The sequence below is a fragment of the Nonomuraea turkmeniaca genome (genome assembly GCF_005889735.1).
In the GTDB taxonomy this organism is placed as follows: domain Bacteria; phylum Actinomycetota; class Actinomycetes; order Streptosporangiales; family Streptosporangiaceae; genus Nonomuraea; species Nonomuraea turkmeniaca.
Map to the genome: position 1 here is coordinate 1 of NZ_VCKY01000023.1, position 17,927 is coordinate 17,927.

A 17,927-nucleotide genomic window follows, 5' to 3' on the forward strand; every position below is an offset into this window, starting at 1 on the left:
CCGCCAGCGTTCGTCCTGAGCCAGGATCAAACTCTCCAAACAATGAACATGTCCGGACAGATCTGTCCAAGCAAAACCGTCAAAAATGACGGGGTCATACATGTGATGATGCACATGCACTGGCTTTTAACACACTGTTGAGTTCTCAAGAAACGGACGCTTATTCCGGCGTTTCGCTTCGGTCTTGCGTTATGTCTTAATCCTTACATCCGCCCGAATCCCTGTCAAATTGACCGGACCCGCGAAATCTGCAGGAATTAAGCCGCGTCCCGTTTCCGGGACAACCCCTCAAACTTACCAGCCCTTCAGAGTGGACGCGCACGTCCACCGGAGTGGAGGAGTCTTGGGGGTCGTCCCCGAAGTGAGGTCGGCGATCATGCCGCTCTCTCGGGACTGATGAACTGTATGTGCGCCTCCCGGAGCCGTCAAATCGGCGGTTCCGCCGTCCGCCTCCCGGGCATTCACAGTGGGTAATCGCAAGGGAGCGCACGTGAACACTCTGCCCAGGGCACTCATCCTCCTGGTGGGCATCGCCTGCGCGGTCGTCGCCCTGTTCGGTCTCCGGGAGGTCGCCTCGATCGCCGGCCCGGTCGTGCTGGCCCTGGTGCTCGTCATCGCCGTCGCCCCGGTACGCGGCTGGCTCGCTGCCAAAGGGCTGCCCGTGTGGGTGCAGGTCGCGGTGCCGTTCCTCGTCGTCGTGCTGGTGCTGCTCGGCATGGTGGGCATCCTGACCATCTCGGTCGCCCAGCTGACGTCGTTGCTGCCGGCGTACGCGAGCGAGTTCGAGCAGTTGCTCGCCGACGCGCAGCGGTGGGCCGCCACGTACGGCCTCGGCACCGACGTCTTCGACCGGGCGCTGGACGCGTTCGATCCGAACAGATTGTTCGAGCTGGCGCAGGGCCTGCTGGGGAGTTTGATCGGCGTGCTCTCGGCGAGCTTTCTCGTCGTGGTGTTGTTGCTGGCGATGTGTCTGGACGCGCCGGTGACGGCCAGAATTCTCACTGCCGGGGAAGGGCAAAGACTCCAATTGGTGACGGCGCTGAACACATTCGCCCACAAGACCCGGCGTTATCTCATCGTCTCCACAGTCTTCGGGCTCTTGAGCGCGATTCTCGACGTGCTCGCACTGTCGCTGCTCGACGTGCCGTTGCCGCTGCTGTGGGGGGTGCTCGCGCTCATCGCCAACTACATCCCTAACATCGGGTTCGTCATCGCGTTGTTGCCGCCCACGATGCTCGCACTGCTGGACGGCGGCGTGCGGACCATGGTGCTCGTCGTGATCGCCTATATCGTCATCAACGTCGTCACCCAATCGTTCATCCTCCCCAAATTCCTGGGGGACGCGGTCGGGCTGACGACGACGATGACGTTCCTCTCGTTGCTCGTGTGGACCTTCGTGCTGGGGCCGCTGGGCGCCATTCTCGCCATCCCGTTGAGCCTGCTCGCCCGGGCGTTGCTGATCGACAGCGACCCGAGCGCCACCTGGGCACAGGCGCTCGTGTCAGGCAGGCTTCCGAACAGGTGAGACCAGCCGGCCCATCGGCACCCCGCTCAGCCGCTTGACGTCGTGGGACAGGTGGGCCTGGTCGGTGTAGCCGGCTGTGACGGCGACCTCGGCCAGGGGCACGCCGGCGCGGGCGAGCCGCAGCGCGCGCTGGAAACGGACGATGCGCTGCAGGGTCTTGGGCGCGTAGCCGAAGGCGGCCACGGCACGGCGGTGCAGCTGGCGATCGCTGAAGCCGAGGTCCCAGGCCACTTCGGTCACGGTGCGCCCGGCCATGAGCGCCTTGGCGATCGCGGGGGCGGCGGGGTCGGCGGCGTCCGAGCGGGTCAGGCGCCGCGCGACGGCCGCGCGCATGGCCTCAAGCCGCCACTCGGGCCGCGGGGCGCAGGACTCGTCGATCGGCAGGCCGGGCAGGGCGGGCAGCGGGATCCGCTGGTCACGCAGCTCGTGGACCGGGACGCCGAAGACGTCGCCTACCGCGCCCGGCTTGAAGCGGATGCCGGTGAAGGTGTCGCCTGCCGCCATGGGAGTGGGCATGGGGCCCGTGTCGGGCCCGGCCACGAACAGGCCCTCGGGGCCCCAGATGAGGTCGACACAGGCGTCGGGCACCACCAGATGGGTGGTGCCCGTCTCGCTGACCTGGTGCCACACGCAGGCGACACGTCCGGCGAGGTCCGGGCCAGGCGGCCGTTCCTCGTACATGCCTCCAACGTACGACACACCACCGACAGAACGGCTAGCCCGGCAGCCGCCCGTAGGCGCGCAGGGTCTTGAGCTGGTGGACGGTGAGGTAGCCGCTCCACTCGTGCTTCACCAGAGGCGTCCATATCGGAAAGTTCGGACTCCAGCCGCCGTCAGTGGACTGCGCGGCAACGAGCGCGTCGAGATGGGCGTCCAGGACGCCCTGCGTGAACAGCGGCAGCCGCAGCGGCTCGGGCGCGAAGTCCAGCGGGAAGTGCGCCTCCCCCGGCGTGTCGGGATCCAACGCGACCGTGGCCAGGATGGCCTCGCGCAGCCGGGCGAACTCGGCCTCCGCCCACTCCCGGTCCGGGACCAGGTTCAGGAAGGTCACGATGGCGCGGGCCTCGTACGGGCTGGTCTCCTGCACCGCGGCGATCCGCGACCAGCAGAAGCCGGTGGCCGTGGCCAGCCATGGATGCGAGATCGCGTGTTTGTGGAGGAGGCCGGCGAGTGACGCCGTCGGGACGAGGTTGCCGGGCGGGTCGTCGTCCGTCTGCCACCAGGGCCCGCGCGGGTCGTCCCGGACGGAGGGCAACACGAAGGGCACCCCGCCGTCCCCCGTGGTGATGCCGGACAAGTAGTCGCAGGCGGCCAGGACCATGGGCGAGTCGAAGGCAGCCAGCTCGTCCAGGATCCAGAACGCGATCTCGACCGGCTCCGGCTGGCTGCCCGCGCCCCGCAGGTCGGGTTCGAGCGCGTGGCCGAAGCCGCCGTCGGTGTTCTGGTAGCAACGCAGCACGTCGAGCACCCGTTCGCGGGAGCCACCGCGGAACAGCGCCGCGAAGCGCAGCCGGTCGATCAGTCTGCCGTGCAGCTGGAGATACGTCTCTGCCCGGTCGAGCACGTCCATGGATGCAGTCCTTTCCCCAGAGTCCGTCCCCAAGAAGCTACTCACACCACCCCGCCGCTCTCTTGTAAGAATCGGACGCATGAAGGAGAGCGGCGATAGGACGTCGACGAGCGGTTCACCGGCGTGAGCGACGGACGGGGTCTACGAGGTGCGGGCCCGTCCGGAGGAGGAGCTGGAGGGCATCGACGTCATGCGGGCCGTGACCAGGCCGCTGTCCGAGGTGGCGGAGCCCTCCTTCCTGGTACGGCAGGCGGGAGGCGACGCCTACGACAGCGTGACCGGGGTGATGCCCGGCGACGGGAGGGTCAAGTCGCACGGGCATCCGATCAGGGTCGTCGTGGGCACAGAGCAGGTCACGGAGCAGGTCACGGGCTAGGTCACGTCGTAGCCAGCGCCTCGGTCGGTGACATCCTGGCGGCGCGCACCGCCGGGTAGAAGCCGGCGATCCCACCGATGACCAGTGTGGCGAGCACGCCGCCGAGCATGGCCCAGACGGGCACGATCGCCGGCCAGCCTTGGAAGCTCGCGTACGCGGTGGTGACGCCGATGCCCAGCAGAACGCCGCCGAGGCCGCCGATGGCCGACAGCAGCAGCGACTCGGCCAGGAACTGGAGCCTGATCTGGCCCCTGGTCGCCCCCAGCGAGCGGCGCAGCCCGATCTCGGCGCGCCGCTCCAGCACAGAGATGACCATCGTGTTGGCCACCCCCACGCCGCCGACCAGCAGCGCGACGCCGCCGAGGCCGAGCAGGAGCGCGTTGAGCGTGGCGTCGGTGGCCTGCTTGGCGGCCAGGACGTCCGACGGCCGGGAGACGTCGACCTCGTTCGGCATCTCCGGGTTCGCGGTCGCGCCGAGCACGTCGCGGACCGCGACCACGTGCTCTTCCTGCACTCTGGCGTAGATCGTGGTCGCGTACCCGTCGAAGTCCAGCCGCTCCTCCGCGACCGGCCAGCCGACGAGAGCGGCCGTGTCCAGCTCGGGCGCCAGCGGAGCGGCGGCGAGCACGCCGACGACCGTGAACCACTGGCCGCCCAGCCAGACCCGCTGGTCGGGGCCCGCCTGGACGACGCCGAGCCGGTCGGCGGCCTTGGCGCCGAGCACGGTGGCCGGGTAGCGGTGGGTGGCCGCGTTCAGCCAGGAGCCGCTGACCACGGTGGCGCCCGTGTCCTGGAGCAGGTCGAGCCGGGCGGCGGTGACGGAGATGCTGCCGGTCTCGGCCGCGGGGACGTGGTCGTTGCGGTAGACCTTGGCGGGCGTCGTGCCGGTCGCGGTGACCGAGGTGACGGGGGCGATCTGCCCGATCATGCCCTCGGCCTCGGCGGGCAGGTGGCTCGCCTCGCCGAACAGGGTCTGTCCCGGCGACACGGTGAGCAGGTTCGTGCCGAGCGCTTCCAGCTGCCGGTTCAGGTCCTCCTGGCTGGAGGCGGAGATGCCGACGACGCCGAGCATGGCGGCGATGCCGATGGCGATGCCCAGCGCGGACAGGAACACCCGCAGCGGCCTGGCCCGCAGCCCGGCCCCGCCGACTCTGACCACGTCGCGCGACCGCATGCGGGGTGTCGTGAGGACCGTCATGCCTGTGCCCCCTCGACAGGTCCCTTGCGCGCCTCCGGCACGACTCCCTTGCGCGCCTCCGGCACGACGCGACCGTCGAGCATCTCCACCTTCCGGGGCAGGGAGGCGGCGATGTCGCGGTCGTGGGTGATGACGACCACCGTGGTGCCGGCCGCGTTCAGCTCGCGCAGCAGCTCCATCACCCCGGCCCCCGAGCGGGAGTCGAGGTTGCCGGTCGGCTCGTCGGCCAGCAGCAACTGCGGGTCGCCGACGACGGCGCGGGCGATGGCCACGCGCTGCCGTTCGCCGCCGGACAGCTCGTGCGGGCGATGGCCGAGCCGGTGCCCGAGCCCGACGCGTTCCAGCGCCTCGTACGCGCGCAGCCGCCGCTCGCGGAGCGCCGGGCCCGCGTACAGCAGGCCGTCGGCCACGTTGTCCAGAGCAGGCACCCCGGCGGCCAGGTGGAACTGCTGGAAGACGAAGCCGATGACGTTCGCGCGCAGGGCGGACAGCTGCTGGTCGGTGAGGGTGCTCACGTCGTGCCCGGCGATGCGGACGGTGCCGCCGGTCGGGCGGTCCAGGGTGCCGATCATGTTGAGCATGGTCGACTTGCCCGAGCCTGACGGTCCGACGATGCCGACCAGGTCGCCGTGCTCGATGTCCATCGAGACCTCGCGGAGCGCGGCGACGTCGCCGTACAGCTTGCTGACGCCGCGGAGTTCGACGATCACCTGGGCACCGCCACGGTCATGCCCTCGTCCACGCCGGTGACCTCGACCTTGCTGTCGGCGAACATGCCGGTCTCGACCGGGACGTAGCGGGTGGTGGAACCCTCCACGACCTGCACGCCGTAGCCGCCCTCGGCGAGCGCGACCAGCGCCCCGACGGGGACGGCCAGGACGCTCTCGCGCTGGCCCGACACGATCGTGACGTCCACGGGCGCGGCGTCGAACGACTTCTTCAGCCCGCTCACCGACACCGTGACCTCGACCGTGGTGCTGGTGTCGGTGCCGGTGCCGGTCTCGGTGGCGACCTTGCCGACGCTCGCGACCTTGCCGTTCACGGTGCTGCCGTCGGGCAGCTCGACGGTGGCCTTCATACCCTTCTTGACCAGGTGCTCGTCGGCCACGTCGAGGTTGACGAGCACCTCGCGGGTGGTGCCGGTGGCGGTGAGCACGGGGCCGCTCGCGGCGCCGCCGAGCGCCTTCTTGAGCTCGGCGACGCGGAGGGGGCCGTCGGCCACGACCACGTCGCCGGGCTGGACCTTGCCGGTGACGTCGTGCCCGAGGTCCTCCTGCCAGTCCTCGACCGCCTCCCTGGTGGCCCAGGTGAACTCGTCGTCCACGTCGAAGCCCTCGTAGCCGAGCTTGTCGAGGTTACGTTCGAGCAGCTCGACGTCCCGGCCGCTGACGCCGTCCTCCAGGGTGCGGTAGAGGGGCATGGCGCCGTACAGGAGGGGGCGGCGGTCGGCGTCCACACTGTAGACGCCGCGTCCTCGGGTGACGGTGGAGCCCTCGCCGGGAAGCCAGGTGATCGTGCCCTGGGACTGGGCGGCGACGGTGACGGTGTCGCCGTACCCGAGGCTTCCGTCGACGGTCTTGGTCTCGGTGAGGGTCGTACGGGTCACCTTGGCGGTGGCGGGGGGCGTCCGGCCGGCGGCGGCCGTACCGGTGCCGTTGCCGCCGAAGCCCACGGCGGCGGCCGCGACGGCGGCGGCGAGCAACGCGGCACCGCCCGTCCATGCCAGGACCCGCACGGGGCTGCGCCGGACCGGGGGCAGGGCGCGGACCGCCCGCTCGCTCTTCTGCTCGGTCTGGGTCACTTGGCCGCTCCCGGCTTGCGGAACTTGTCGCCGCACGCGTCGAGCGCCTTCCTGAACTGCGGGTCGTCGCGATTGAAGTTGCGGCCGGCTCCGCTGAGGGTGCCGTCGGGGTTGGGGTCGGGCATGTCGACGCCGTTCTCGCGCATGCACTGGGCGAACTGCCGCAGCTGCTCGACCTCTTCGGGATTGAGCTCCCTGCGGTCCTTGAACGGCGCGAACGCGCGGCAGGCCTCGGCGGCCTCTCTGACCTTGTTCTTGTCGACGTTCTGGCCGATCGAGGTGAAGCCGCCGCCCCCGTCGGGGTCGGGGTCCTCCATGGGCACGCCGTGCTCGCGCATGCACTGGGCGAACTTCCTGCCCTGTTCCTGCGGGTCGGCCGTGGTGGTCGGGGTGGCGCTCGCGCTGGCCGAAGGCGGGGACGAGCCCCGGGTCACCGAGGCGACGCCCGCGCCGCTCTCCTGGCTGCCGCAGCCGGCCGACAGCGCGGCCAGCAGAGCCGTGGCGATGAATGTCCGTCTCATGCTCCGAATGTGCCGAGCGTGCTTCAACGCCGGCTGGGAGCCGCCTCGGAGTCAGGTAGGAGCACGCGGAAGCACGCGCCTTTGCCCGGCGCGGTGTCCAGGTCGACGCGGCCGCCGTGCGCTCGGACGATGGCGGAGACGATGGCCAGGCCGAGCCCGGCGCCGCCGTCGGCCCTGGATCTGCCTTGGCCGACCCGGTAGAGGCGGTCGAACAGGCGCGGCACGTGCTCGGGCGGAATGCCGGGCCCGGTGTCGGTCACCTCCAGTACGGCCATCCCACCCGACCGGCCCACTTTCACCGTGATGTCGGCGTCGGGCGGCGTGTGGCACAGCGCGTTGCCGACCAGGTTGGCGGCGACCTGGCGCAGGCGCGCCTCGTCGCCCACGACCGAGACGGGTGCGAGCGGGCCATCGAGCCCGGCCAGTTTCACGTGCCGGTCGGGGACGCGGGCGCGGGCGTCCCTCATCGTGTCGACGGCCACCTGGAGCAGGTCGACCGAGGCGAGGTCGAGCGGGCGTTCCTCGTCGAGCTGGGCCAGCGTGAGCAGGTCGTTGACGAGCACGCCCATCCTGGCGGCCTCGTCCTCGATCCGGCGCATCGCCTCGTCGGCGTCGCCGCCGCCCCTTCGGTGCAGCTCGGCGAAGCCGCGCACGGAGGTGAGCGGAGTACGCAGCTCGTGGGAGGCGTCGGCGAGGAAACCCCGCATGCGGGCCTCGGAGTCGGTCCGGGCGGCGATCTCGGACTCCAGGCGGTCGAGCATGACGTTCATGGCGCCGGCCAGCCGGCCGGGCTCGGTGTGCGGGTCGTGGGCGTGGACGCGGCGGGAGAAGTCACCGCGGGCGATGTGCCCGGCGGTGGCCTCCATCCTGGTGAGGGGGCGCAGGCCGAGGCGTACCACGGCGTCGGCGGCCAGGCCCAGCAGGAGCAGCACCAGCCCGCTGACCGCGACGGCGATGGCGACGGCCGCGGTCTGCGTCTGCTCCAGCTCGGCCAGCGACTGGGCGAACACCCAGACGGTGCCGTTGGGCAGCTCGGCGGCCCGGATCCGCCACGAGGCGCCCGAGGTGCCCGGCACGGTATAGGCGACGCCGGTTCTGACCTCTTCGACAACGGGAGCGGGCTGGCCGGGTGCGGAGCTCTTGTACTGCAGCGCGCCTTCAGCGGTGAAGACCATGATCTGCTGGATGGTGGCGATCCGCTTGGCGAGCACCTCGAAGACGTCGTCCACCGGGACCGGCCGCGCGGTGAGCGTCTGGACGCCCTTGGCGCTGGCGATTCTGGAGATCTGCGCCAGCTGCTGGTCGACCCGGCCCATCATGTTGTCGCGCAGCAGCAGGACGCCGACGACGTTGGAGAGCACCAGCGCGACCGCGGTGAGGCCGAGGATGGCCACGACCAGCCGGGCGCGCAAGGTCCAGGTCGCGGGCCTCATCGCGGCGTCCTCAGCGTGTAGCCGACCCCGCGCACGGTGTGGATGAGCTGCGGCTCCCACTTGTCGATCTTCTTGCGCAGGTAGTAGACGTACGACTCGACGATGCTGGAGTCGCCGTCGAAGTCGTAGCGCCAGACGCTGTCGAGGATCTGCGCCTTGCTCACCACCCGGCCCGCGTTGATCAGCAGGTATTCGAGCAGGTTGAACTCGGTGGGCGACAGCTCCACCGGCACCCCGGCCCGGCGTACCTCGTGGGCCTGTGGATGCAGCTCCAGGTCGGCGTAGCGCAGGACGTCGTCGCGGGGGACGGCGCGGCTGCGCCGCAGGATGGCGCGGATGCGGAGCACCACCTCTTCCAGGCTGAACGGCTTGGCCACGTAGTCGTCGGCACCGAGCGTGAGCCCCTGCACGCGGTCCTCGACCTGGTCGCGGGCGGTCAGGAACAACACCGGGATGCGTTCGCCGAGCCGCCTGGCCACCTCGAATCCGTCGAAGTCGGCCAGCATCACGTCGAGCACCACGATGTCGGGCTTGAACTCCCTGGCGGCCGTCACCGCCTCCGCGCCCGTCTCCGCCGTCCTCACCTCGAACGAGACCAGTCGCAGTGTCTGTGAGAGCAGGGCGCGGATGTTGGGCTCGTCGTCCACGACGAGCACCCTGGCCGGTCGGTCCATGGCTAAAGGTCTACCCGAGCCACCTCAATGCCGGCTCAAAGCCGAGCAGCGGCTCACTTCACGAAGAACACCGGGCCGCGCGGCCTGAACGGCAGGGGTGCGCCCTGCGGCACCAGGAACGCGTGCTCCCTGCGGATACGCAGCACGTCGCACGCACCGTCGGTGATCACCAGGATGGGCCCGTCCAGGGGGAAGTCGTCGGCCTGTTCGAGCAGCCTGACGCCCGGCTGGAGGACCGTGCCGCCGCGGCCGCGCACCCTGACCTTGCCCGCGATGTCCTCGACCGGCAGATAGCCGGCGTCGTAGGCGGCGGCGTCGCAGAAGACCACGCGGGCCCGGGGCACGTCACGGGCCGTGGCGTAGGAGGCGATCGCGCCGAGCGCCTTGCCGAGCAGCTTCACGTCCATGGATCCCGAGGTGTCCAGGACGACCCCGAACGTGGCCTTGCGCACGATCTCCTCAGGGCGCACCCAGCCAGGGCGCGGGATGCCGGGGCTCGACGCCTGCCGGCGCGATGCTCGGGCGTAGGAGCGGCGCTTCTCCCCGGGCTGGAAGTGCTCGTCGAACCAGCGGGCCAGCTGGGCGTCCCACGGCAGCGGCGGCTGGTCGAGCGCGCGGATCTCCTCTTCGAGCCCGGCGGGCAGCAGGCCGCGCCCGCTGCTCTGGTGGTAGGCCAGGCCGGTGCAGAGCGCGTTGCGGTAGTACTCGTCGAGGTCGACGTAGCCGCCGATGCGGCGGGGCGGGTGGTCGAGCACGTCGCCGAGCCCGCGCCCGCGCAGGGTGGCGAGCTTGCGGAGGCGGCGCAGATCGGTGGCGATGTGGTCATAGACGGCCTCCGCGGACATGCGGCTCAGCGACTGGTCGAACAGCAGCCCTTCCGGCATCTCCCCGACGCCCATCTCGACCAGCCAGCCGTTGATCACGTAGTCGCAGGCGACGTTCCACAGGTACGGGTCTCGCATGCCGCACCGCTCCCCATGGCGCAACGCGGCGTGCAGCATCTCGTGGGCCAGCACGAAACGCCATTCAAGCTCGGAGTGCTGGGCGAGCGGGTTGATGTAGATCTCCCCTGCCTGGGCGCTGACCGCGGCGATCGAGATGGACCAGCCGCGGGCCAGCTCCGCGTCGGAGACGATCTTCATGCCCGCGGCCAGCGCGCCGAGCAGCGGGTACGACGACGTGAACCAGCGCAACGCCAGGTCCCACGGGCCCTTGACGTGCCCTTCGACGGGGGTGCGAGGCTCGCCGGCCTGGTCGAGCGCGGTCGTGGCGGCCTCGGCGACGCCGATCGCGAACGACCGCTGGAAGTCCATGTCCTCGGCCAGCTTCGCCGAGCCGACGCGGAAGTCGGGCTCCCCCAGCGGCTTGACCGGGGCCGGGACGCCGAGCCTGCGCCACTGCTCGGACAGCGTCACCTCGTCGTTCTCCGGCAGCTCGGCGGGGAGCGGCCAAGGACAGCGCCCGATCTTCAGCGTGCGCAGGAACCGCTCCACGGCCAGGCAGCAGGCGGCGTGATAGGCGGGATGCGGGCGGTCGCCGTCGACGTCCTTGGGCGCGCAGGTGCGCGGGTCGGCGTGGCCGAAGCCGAGGTGGAGCAGGAGGTGGGCGAAGACCCAGGTCCACTCCTCGGCCGGGGCGCGGCGCTTGGGGTGGAAGCGCACGTCGCCGTCCTCGGTGACGATCGCCCAGGTGTCGTTCGTCAGCTCGCCGTCGTCGGCCTCCTCCAGGTGGGGGTAGAAGACGCGGAACAGCGGCTGCTTCGTGGTGGCGTGCCAGCCCGTCATGAGCTCGGCCCGCCACGGGTCGACCTTGGGCTTGCCGCGGCTCATGACCGGGCCGCCATCAGCCGCGGCACGTCCCTGCCGACCTCCACCAGGAACCAGGTGGGCAGCGCGGGAGCGCCGTCGGCGTTGTTGGCGATGACGAGCTGGGCACACTCGAGGGAGATCTCGGCCAGCTCGACCAGCAGCGTCTTGGCACGGAAGCCGAGGTCGCGCCCTCGGGAGGAGGCTCCGCGCTTGTCCGCGGGCAGCTCCTTGATCAGACGTGCGCGGAACGCCTCGGCCAGGAAGTAGAGCAGGTCGCGCTCCTCGGGCGCGCGCGGCCAGGGCGCCTCGCCCTTCAGCACGGCCTCCAGGTCGTACGCGTGCCGCACGGTCTTCACGTACGCGCGGAAGGCCGAGGCATGGGTGGCGGTGAGCGTGCCGAACGCCAGCATGGCGATCGTCTCGTCGGGCACGTCGTCACCATAGGAGACAAGCACGTCGGAGAGCATGTGCCAGGCCCGGGGCGAGGAGAACGGCTCCTCGGTCTTGGGCGGCGGGATCCACAGGTGGTCGGGCCGCTGCACGAGGTAGTCGACGATCCACGGGTGGATGCCGTTGGCGGCCGCCCACTTCAGCCAGTCGTCGGCCGAGGCCCGCAGGTGGACGTGGACCAGCCGGTTGATCAACGCGGAGGCCATCGGGCGGGCGAGGGCGTTGTCGGTCGCGCGGTTGCCCGCGCCGATCACGACCGAGCCGGCGGGCAGCTCGTACGTGCCGATCCTGCGGTCGAGGATCAGCGAGTAGAACGCCTTCTGCACCTCCGGCGCCGAGGCGTTGAGCTCGTCGAGGAACAGGCAGTAGGGCTCCTCGCGGGCGATCGACTCGGGCGGCGCGAACCGGCTGCGCCCGTTGACCAGCTCGGGCACGCCGATCAGGTCTTCGGGAGCGAGCTGGGTGCCGAGCAGCGTCACGCACTCCAGGCCGAGAGAGCCGGCGAACTCGCGGACCAGTGAGCTCTTGCCGATGCCGGGCGCGCCCCACAGGAACACGGGCCGCACCACGGCGACGTGCAGCAGCAGCTCGGGGAGCTGCGCCGGAGTGACCGTGACCGTTGCCTGCACGCTGTCCAGAGTGACGAACCAGGCGCAGCTCGCGCATCACATTTAATTGCGTTGCCCGGGTGACGGGCCGCTCCCTACTGTGACGGGCATGACATGCATGTTCGCCTGCCCGATGTTCATTCGCATCCGCCGGAGCTCGCGCGGCCGGGCTCTGGCCCGCTAGCGGACGCGATCATCTGAGGCTGCGCGTCCGCACGCGTGCCCAGGGCCCTTCGAGACCTGTCCATCTCGAGGACCCGAAAGGGCGAGCGCTGTGGCGCAGAATTTCGCACACGGAAACTATTCACACACCCAGAAGAAGGCCAGGAACGGCGGTGGCGGTCGCACGCCCAAAGATCGGGCGCGGCGCACGCTCTCGCAGAATTTCCTGGTCGACAGCCATGCCGTCGAGCTGATGGTCAAGGCCGCCGCTCCCGACGGGCTCGTGCTGGAGCCCGGATCGGGGCAGGGGGTGCTCACCTTTGCGTTGGCCGAGGCCGGCGCGCGGGTCATCGGCTACGAGATCGATCCCCTGCTGGCCGGGAAGCTGGCCGCGCGGACACGTGACCACCCGGGGATCGACGTGGTCAGGGGCGACTTCACGACCGCGCGGGCGCCGCGCGAGCCGTTCGCGGTGGTCGGCAACATCCCGTACTCGGTCACGTCGAAGATCGTGGACTGGTGCCTGCGGGCGCCGGGCCTGACCTCGGCGACGATGCTCACTCAGCGGGAGTACGCCCGCAAGCGCACCGGCGACTACGGCCGCTGGAGCCTGGTCACGGTGGAGTCGTGGCCGTGGTTCAGCTGGCGGCTCGGTGACACGATCGGCAGGGAGAGCTTCCGGCCCGTGCCGGCGGTCGACTCGGCGATCCTGCGCGTCCACCGGCGGCCCGCGCCGCTCGTCCATGGCCGCCGCTCCTACCAGGAGCTGGTCGAGCTGGGGTTCGGCGGCGTCGGTGGATCGGTGCGGGCGTCGTTGAAGACCCGCTACCCGGGGGTGGACGCCGCGTTGGAGGCCGCAGGGGTGGCCCGCGACACCGTCGTGGGCCATGTCCACCCCGACCAGTGGGTCACGTTGTGGCGGCGCCTATGCGGCTGAGGTGACCCTGGTCCTCGCCTCCACGGCGGGGGCCGAGCCAGGGGCCGGTGCGTCGCGCCGGCCCCACGGCATGGCCAGCAACAGGATCGGCAGCAGCACGATCGACGCCCGCGACCAGTCCTGGTGCAGGTACCACCAGGGGTTGACGTCGAACTGGGTCATGTAGAGGTAGCCGTAGCCCGCCCAGAGCGAGACGCCGATGATGGCGGGCCAGGCGAACCTGGTGGGCCTGGCGACCAGGAACGGCATGAACCAGAGCAGGTACTGCGCGCCCAGCCGGGGCGTCACCACCATGAAGATCAGCAGGATGGCGATCGTCATGTCGATCGGGTCGGCCCGCCGCCAGATCAGGATCGCCGCGATGACGCACACGTAGATGAGGTTCGTGCCGAAGGAGGCCAGCTCCGGGATCAGCGCCCAGTCGCCGCCGGTGAACCACGGTGTCCAGCCCCATTCGCCGATGATCGGCCGGATGTCCTGGATGGTGTGGATGACCGCGGGGATCTGGTCCAGCGACGTGCCCGCGAAGATCGGCAGCGTGGCCAGGAAGAACAGCGGCAGCAGCCCGGTCATGAACAGGGCGGCCACCCGCGAGCGCAGGTTGGGCAGGAGCAGCAGCATGCCGGGGATCAGCCAGATCGGCCAGCTCTTCGCGCACAGCGCCAGGCCCATGAGCAGCCCGGCCAGCGCGCCGCGCTTGAGGTGGGCCAGGTCGTCGGGGCCGGGCACGAGGGCGCGGTGCAACATGCCGCCGCGGCCGATCACGCGCGGGATCGAGGCCCGCACGCCGTACGCCCCCACACCGCGGCGCAGCTTGGCGATCACGTCGGTGGTCATGCCGGGGCGCTCGGGCTCGCCGGGGCCGCGGGCGACGACGAACGCGGCCACGCCGAACACGAGCGCGACCGGCTCGACCTGGCCGTGGACGCAGGCGATGAGCAGGGCGAGCGGATTGAGCGCGTACTGCAGGGCCCGCAGCGAGGCCTTCGGGCCGCCGGCGAGCTTGGCCACCAGCGGGATGAGCGCGATGTCGGCGACGACGGTGACCAGGCGTCCGGCGTACTCCCACGGGATGCCGAGCCACAGCAGGATGCCGTACACGTACGGGATGGTCGGCAGGAAGTGCCAGCCGCCCTCGCTGGCCAGGACCGGGTCCTCGCCCCGCAGCACGGCCTCGCCCGCGGGCTTGAAGCTCTCCATGAAGTCGACGGGCTGCCATGAATCGATCGCTGAGGTGTACATGATGAGCACCCGCACGACCACGCCGACGGCGATGGCGACGATGAGCGGGGGCCGCCAATCGCGCCATTGGGCGATGAGAGCGAGTAGGACACCGGCGACGAGGACTATCCCCGTGAGGACTGCGTAATCCATGGCGGCATCTAGCCTGCCGCATCCATCCGACTGCCGCCACCTGGGGTTCCGATTCTTATCCCCGACATGCCGACACGTATCGCGATACGGGCTCACGGTGTGTGTTCAACTTTTTGCATGGGGGGATCGCAGGTCAACCAGGCAATGGTCAGGCTCTACTTCGAGGTGAGAGATGGGCTGCGCGACCCGGTCGCGGCCTGGGCGAAACTCACAGGGAACTCACAGCAATATGTCCGGGCCAGAGGTGAGCGGCGGGTGCCGCTGGACGACGGCACCGCGGCCGAGCTCGCGGCGGCCGCGATCGTGCACACGACCGCGCGGCACGGCGCTGATCGGGTGGCGGCTCTGGCCACCTCGCCGCTGGCGCGGCTCGTCGGCGGGCTCGGCGGCGCGGTGCTGACCGAGCATCCGTGCGCGCCCGAGCAGGTGCTGGGGCCGCGGTTCGCCGGTCCGCGGGCCGAGGACTGGGCACGGGCGGCGTACGTGCTGCTCTGGGGGGAGAACAACCGGCTCGTCCGCACCGCCGACACACCCTGGGTGATCGCCGGGCGGTACAAGGGGCAGAAGGTGGTCGCGATCGGCACGCATCCGACACGGTTGTCGGACGAGACGCTGGTCGTGCGGCCGGGCACGGACGGGGCGCTGGCCATGGCCATGGGGCACGTGCTGCTCAAGGAGTTCTTCGTGGACCGCACGCCGTTCGCCGGGCATGCCATGGAACGCACGGACCTGCCGTTCCTGGTGCGGCTGCAGCCGAGGCAGGACGCGTACGTGCCGGGCGGGGTGCTCGGGCGGGTCTGCGACCGGCTCAGCGTGTACGGCGGCGAGGCCGTCGAGGTGCTGCTGCCGCGCTTCGACGACGGTCCTGGGGTGCTGCGGCGCGGCGTGCCGGTGCTGCGGGACGGCGACGACCTGGTGACGACCGTGTTCGATCTGCTGCTCGCCGTCTACGGGGTGGCGCGGCCCGGCCTGCCCGGCGAGTGGCCGGCCGGCTACGACGACCGCGTCGAGCCGTACACGCCGGCCTGGCAGGAGGCCTGCACCGGCGTGCCCGCGTCGCGGGCGTTGAAGATCGCGCGTGAGCTGGGTGTGACGGCGGAGAAGACCGGCGGGCGGTGCGTGATCGTGCCGGGCCGGCTGGAGACCCCGCACGCCGACACCGCCTACCGGGCGATGCTGGCGTTGCTGGTGCTCACCGGGTGCGGCAGCGGATGGGCGCAGGCGGGCGGTACGGGGATCCCGCTGGTGCCGTACCTGTGCCTGCACGCCTGCGGCGAGGACCGCTCGGACGTGGGCGCGCTCAGCTGGGCGCTGGCCGAGGGGCTGTTCGCGCACCGCACGTCGCGATCGGTGCTGCTGGAGGCGGTGCGCGACGGCTGGCCGATGGCGCCGCCGCCGCGCGTGCTCGCCCTGCCGCGGCCGATCTACCCGCTGCCGCCCGGCGTGGACCTGCTCATCGGGCCCGACGACCACTGCGACCTGTCGCCGCCGGACGCCGAGCTGGTGGCCGGCGCGGTGGCCAGGCTGGCCGGCCGCCAGGCTCCGGCCGCGCCGGACGGCGACCAGGTGGACGGGCGGATGCGGCTGCTGGTGGACCACGCCTGGATGCACGAGTACGGCGAGGCCCTGCCGACGTACCGCCCGCCGGGCCTCGGCGTCCCGCTCAAGCCCACTCAGCTCGTCATATGAGGGCGTTCAGATACGCACGATGGCTCCTGGAGAACTCGAACCCGTTGTACTTGTCCCAGTTGATCGACCAGGTCATCAGCCCGCGCAGGTCGGGGTAGACGCCACGCGGCCGGTACGTGCCGCAGTTGCTCCCCTTGGCGAGGCAGTCGAACGCCTTCTGCACCTCGGGCACGCTGGTGAACCCGTTGCCCGCGTTGACGGAGGCCGGCAGCCCGATGGCCACCTGGTCCTGGCGCAGCGGCGGGAACACGTTGCCCGCGTTGCCCGCGATCGGGAAGCCGGCGAGCAGCATGTCCGTCATGGCGACGTGGAAGTCGTGTCCTCCCATGAAGTGATATTGGTTGTCGAGCCCCATGATCGCGCCGGAGTTGTAGTCCTGCACGTGGAGCAGGGTCAGATCGTTGCGCATGGCGTGGATGACCGGCAGGTACGACGCGCTCCTGCTGTCGGCCGTGCCGTTCGGCCCGGGGCCGTAGAACTGGTAGCCGAGTTGGACGAAGAACGTCTCCGGCGCCATGGTGAGCACGAATCTCGACCCGTAGCGGCTCTTGAGGGTCTTCAGCGCCGAGATCAGGTTGACGATGACCGGAGTGGTCGGGCTCGCCAGGTTCGTGTCCCCGGGGTTCAGGTAGAGCGAGTGGCCCTCGAAGTCGATGTCGAGGCCGTCGAGGCCGTACCTGTCGATGATCGCGGCGACCGACGCGACGAACGTGTCGCGTGCGGCCGCGGTCGTGAGCTGGACCTGGCCGTTCTGCCCGCCGATCGAGATCAGCACCTTCTTGCCCTGCGCCTGTTTGGCCCTGATGGCGGCGATGAAGTCCGCCTCGGGCTCGACGTTCGGGCACTCGGCGGCCGGGCACTGGCGGAAGCGGATGTCGCCCGAGGTGACGGAGGTCGGCTCACCGAAGGCGAGGTTGATGACGTCCCACTCGTTCGGCACCTCACTCATCCGGATATATCCGGATCCGTTGGCGAACGACGCGTGCAGATAACCGACCAGCACGCGCTTCGGCAGCCCGCCGCCGTTCCCGCCGCCACTGGTCGTGGTGCCGCTCGCCTCGGGGCCGTAGGCGGAGCAGTTGCCGGCGGCATCGCAGGCGCGAACCTTGAAGCGGTACGTGGTGGACGCGGCGAGCCCGGCCGCCTGGTGGCTCGTCCCGGTGACGGGGACAGGGGGGCCGCCGTCGCGCGAGACCTCGTACCGGGCGACGCCGACGTTGTCCGTCGCGGCCGACCAGCTCACGGAGAGCGACGACGGCGTGGCCCCGCCGACCGCCAGGTTGCCGGGGACGGCCGGCGCCTGGGTGTCCGGCGTGCCGCCAGGGCCGTCGAGCACCACGTCGTCGGCCAGGTAGGCGCCCTGGCCGTACCAGCCGTTGAGGTAGATCGTCACGGAGGTGGCGGAGCCGGTGGTGAAGGAGGTGTTCAGCCGGCTCCAGGCCGCGCCCGGCGCGCTCCACGTGCTGGCGTCGATGCCCGAGCCGGTGGCGCCGAGGAAGACGTAGGCGCCCTGGACCCAGGCCGAGAGCTGGTAGGCGGTGTTCGGCTGAACGGTGACGTTCTGCTGGCAACGGGCGTGGTCACTGCCCGCCGGGGTGGCACGCAGCGCTCTCGTGCCGCCGTGCACGGGCGACGTCACGGCCTGCGCGCCGGAGGAAGCTGAGCAGGTCCAGCCGGTCAGGCCGGACTCGAAGCCCGGATTTGTCAGGATATTGGCCGCGTAGGCCGGGGGCGCGTGGAGGGCGGTGAAGACCAGGACCAGCGCGGCCGCCGCTGCTCGGAGTTTCATCGGGCGAGCTCC

At 70.8% G+C, this 17,927-nt stretch carries 16 protein-coding genes; 4 read left to right on the forward strand and 12 right to left on the reverse strand.

What is annotated here, in order from left to right:
• Window positions 1–490 precede the first annotated feature (490 nt).
• Window positions 491–1,525: an AI-2E family transporter gene (locus tag ETD86_RS09505; protein ID WP_246147809.1), complete on the forward strand. Its 1,035-nt coding sequence runs from the start codon at window positions 491–493 to the stop codon at window positions 1,523–1,525.
• Here ETD86_RS09505 and ETD86_RS09510 read toward each other — a convergent pair.
• Both ETD86_RS09510 and ETD86_RS09515 read right to left on the reverse strand, forming a co-directional pair.
• Window positions 1,502–2,206, reverse strand: coding sequence for a helix-turn-helix transcriptional regulator (locus ETD86_RS09510; RefSeq protein WP_138665741.1), 705 nt, complete (start codon window positions 2,204–2,206; stop codon window positions 1,502–1,504). The genes ETD86_RS09505 and ETD86_RS09510 overlap by 24 nt on opposite strands.
• Before the next feature lie 34 nt (window positions 2,207–2,240).
• Complete coding sequence (locus tag ETD86_RS09515) at window positions 2,241–3,095, reverse strand: hypothetical protein (protein WP_138665742.1); 855 nt, start codon at window positions 3,093–3,095, stop codon at window positions 2,241–2,243.
• Window positions 3,096–3,243: 148 nt separating this feature from the next.
• Between ETD86_RS09515 and ETD86_RS09520 the strand changes: the two genes are divergently transcribed.
• Window positions 3,244–3,471: a hypothetical protein gene (locus ETD86_RS09520; RefSeq protein ID WP_138665743.1), complete on the forward strand. Its 228-nt coding sequence runs from the start codon at window positions 3,244–3,246 to the stop codon at window positions 3,469–3,471.
• A 1-nt stretch (window position 3,472) separates the two neighbouring features.
• On the opposite strand, the gene ETD86_RS09525 is transcribed toward ETD86_RS09520, so the two are convergent.
• From ETD86_RS09525 to ETD86_RS09560, 8 genes are read right to left on the reverse strand one after another with little or no spacing between them, the layout of a single operon-like run.
• On the reverse strand, window positions 3,473–4,669 hold the full coding sequence (locus tag ETD86_RS09525) for an ABC transporter permease (RefSeq protein ID WP_138665744.1): 1,197 nt from the start codon (window positions 4,667–4,669) through the stop codon (window positions 3,473–3,475).
• Window positions 4,666–5,376, reverse strand: coding sequence for an ABC transporter ATP-binding protein (locus ETD86_RS09530; RefSeq protein ID WP_246147815.1), 711 nt, complete (start codon window positions 5,374–5,376; stop codon window positions 4,666–4,668). Before ETD86_RS09530 ends, ETD86_RS09525 begins: the two co-directional genes overlap by 4 nt.
• Window positions 5,376–6,470, reverse strand: coding sequence for a peptidoglycan-binding domain-containing protein (locus ETD86_RS09535; protein ID WP_211369932.1), 1,095 nt, complete (start codon window positions 6,468–6,470; stop codon window positions 5,376–5,378). Before ETD86_RS09535 ends, ETD86_RS09530 begins: the two co-directional genes overlap by 1 nt.
• Window positions 6,467–6,991, reverse strand: a complete 525-nt coding sequence (locus ETD86_RS09540) for a hypothetical protein (RefSeq protein ID WP_138665745.1) — start codon at window positions 6,989–6,991, stop codon at window positions 6,467–6,469. Before ETD86_RS09540 ends, ETD86_RS09535 begins: the two co-directional genes overlap by 4 nt.
• Window positions 6,992–7,014: 23 nt before the next feature.
• Window positions 7,015–8,424 (reverse strand): sensor histidine kinase, encoded by a 1,410-nt coding sequence (locus ETD86_RS09545; protein WP_211369933.1) that lies wholly within the window; start codon window positions 8,422–8,424, stop codon window positions 7,015–7,017.
• The gene (locus ETD86_RS09550; protein WP_138665746.1) at window positions 8,421–9,098 is read right to left on the reverse strand and encodes a response regulator transcription factor; all 678 of its coding nucleotides are present in this window, start codon (window positions 9,096–9,098) and stop codon (window positions 8,421–8,423) included. Before ETD86_RS09550 ends, ETD86_RS09545 begins: the two co-directional genes overlap by 4 nt.
• 53 nt (window positions 9,099–9,151) lie before the next feature.
• Window positions 9,152–10,927, reverse strand: coding sequence for a vWA domain-containing protein (locus tag ETD86_RS09555; RefSeq protein WP_138665747.1), 1,776 nt, complete (start codon window positions 10,925–10,927; stop codon window positions 9,152–9,154).
• On the reverse strand, window positions 10,924–11,985 hold the full coding sequence (locus ETD86_RS09560; protein ID WP_138665748.1) for an AAA family ATPase: 1,062 nt from the start codon (window positions 11,983–11,985) through the stop codon (window positions 10,924–10,926). Before ETD86_RS09560 ends, ETD86_RS09555 begins: the two co-directional genes overlap by 4 nt.
• A gap of 253 nt (window positions 11,986–12,238) precedes the next feature.
• Between ETD86_RS09560 and erm the strand changes: the two genes are divergently transcribed.
• Window positions 12,239–13,063 carry an ErmE/ErmH/ErmO/ErmR family 23S rRNA (adenine(2058)-N(6))-methyltransferase gene (gene erm / locus ETD86_RS09565; RefSeq protein ID WP_138665749.1) on the forward strand — a complete coding sequence of 275 codons (825 nt, stop codon included), beginning with the start codon at window positions 12,239–12,241 and terminating at the stop codon, window positions 13,061–13,063.
• On the opposite strand, the gene ETD86_RS09570 is transcribed toward erm, so the two are convergent.
• Window positions 13,052–14,437, reverse strand: a complete 1,386-nt coding sequence (locus ETD86_RS09570) for a hypothetical protein (protein ID WP_138665750.1) — start codon at window positions 14,435–14,437, stop codon at window positions 13,052–13,054. The two genes, erm and ETD86_RS09570, sit on opposite strands and share 12 nt — an antisense overlap.
• A 117-nt stretch (window positions 14,438–14,554) precedes the next feature.
• On the opposite strand from ETD86_RS09570, the gene ETD86_RS09575 reads away from it, so the two are divergent.
• The gene (locus ETD86_RS09575; RefSeq protein ID WP_170222969.1) at window positions 14,555–16,126 is read left to right on the forward strand and encodes a molybdopterin-dependent oxidoreductase; all 1,572 of its coding nucleotides are present in this window, start codon (window positions 14,555–14,557) and stop codon (window positions 16,124–16,126) included.
• Here the strand turns inward: ETD86_RS09575 and ETD86_RS09580 are convergent.
• Entirely contained in the window at window positions 16,119–17,915 is a 1,797-nt protein-coding gene (locus ETD86_RS09580) for a chitinase (protein WP_138665752.1), read from the reverse strand. The two genes, ETD86_RS09575 and ETD86_RS09580, sit on opposite strands and share 8 nt — an antisense overlap.
• Between the last annotated feature and the right edge of the window lie 12 nt (window positions 17,916–17,927).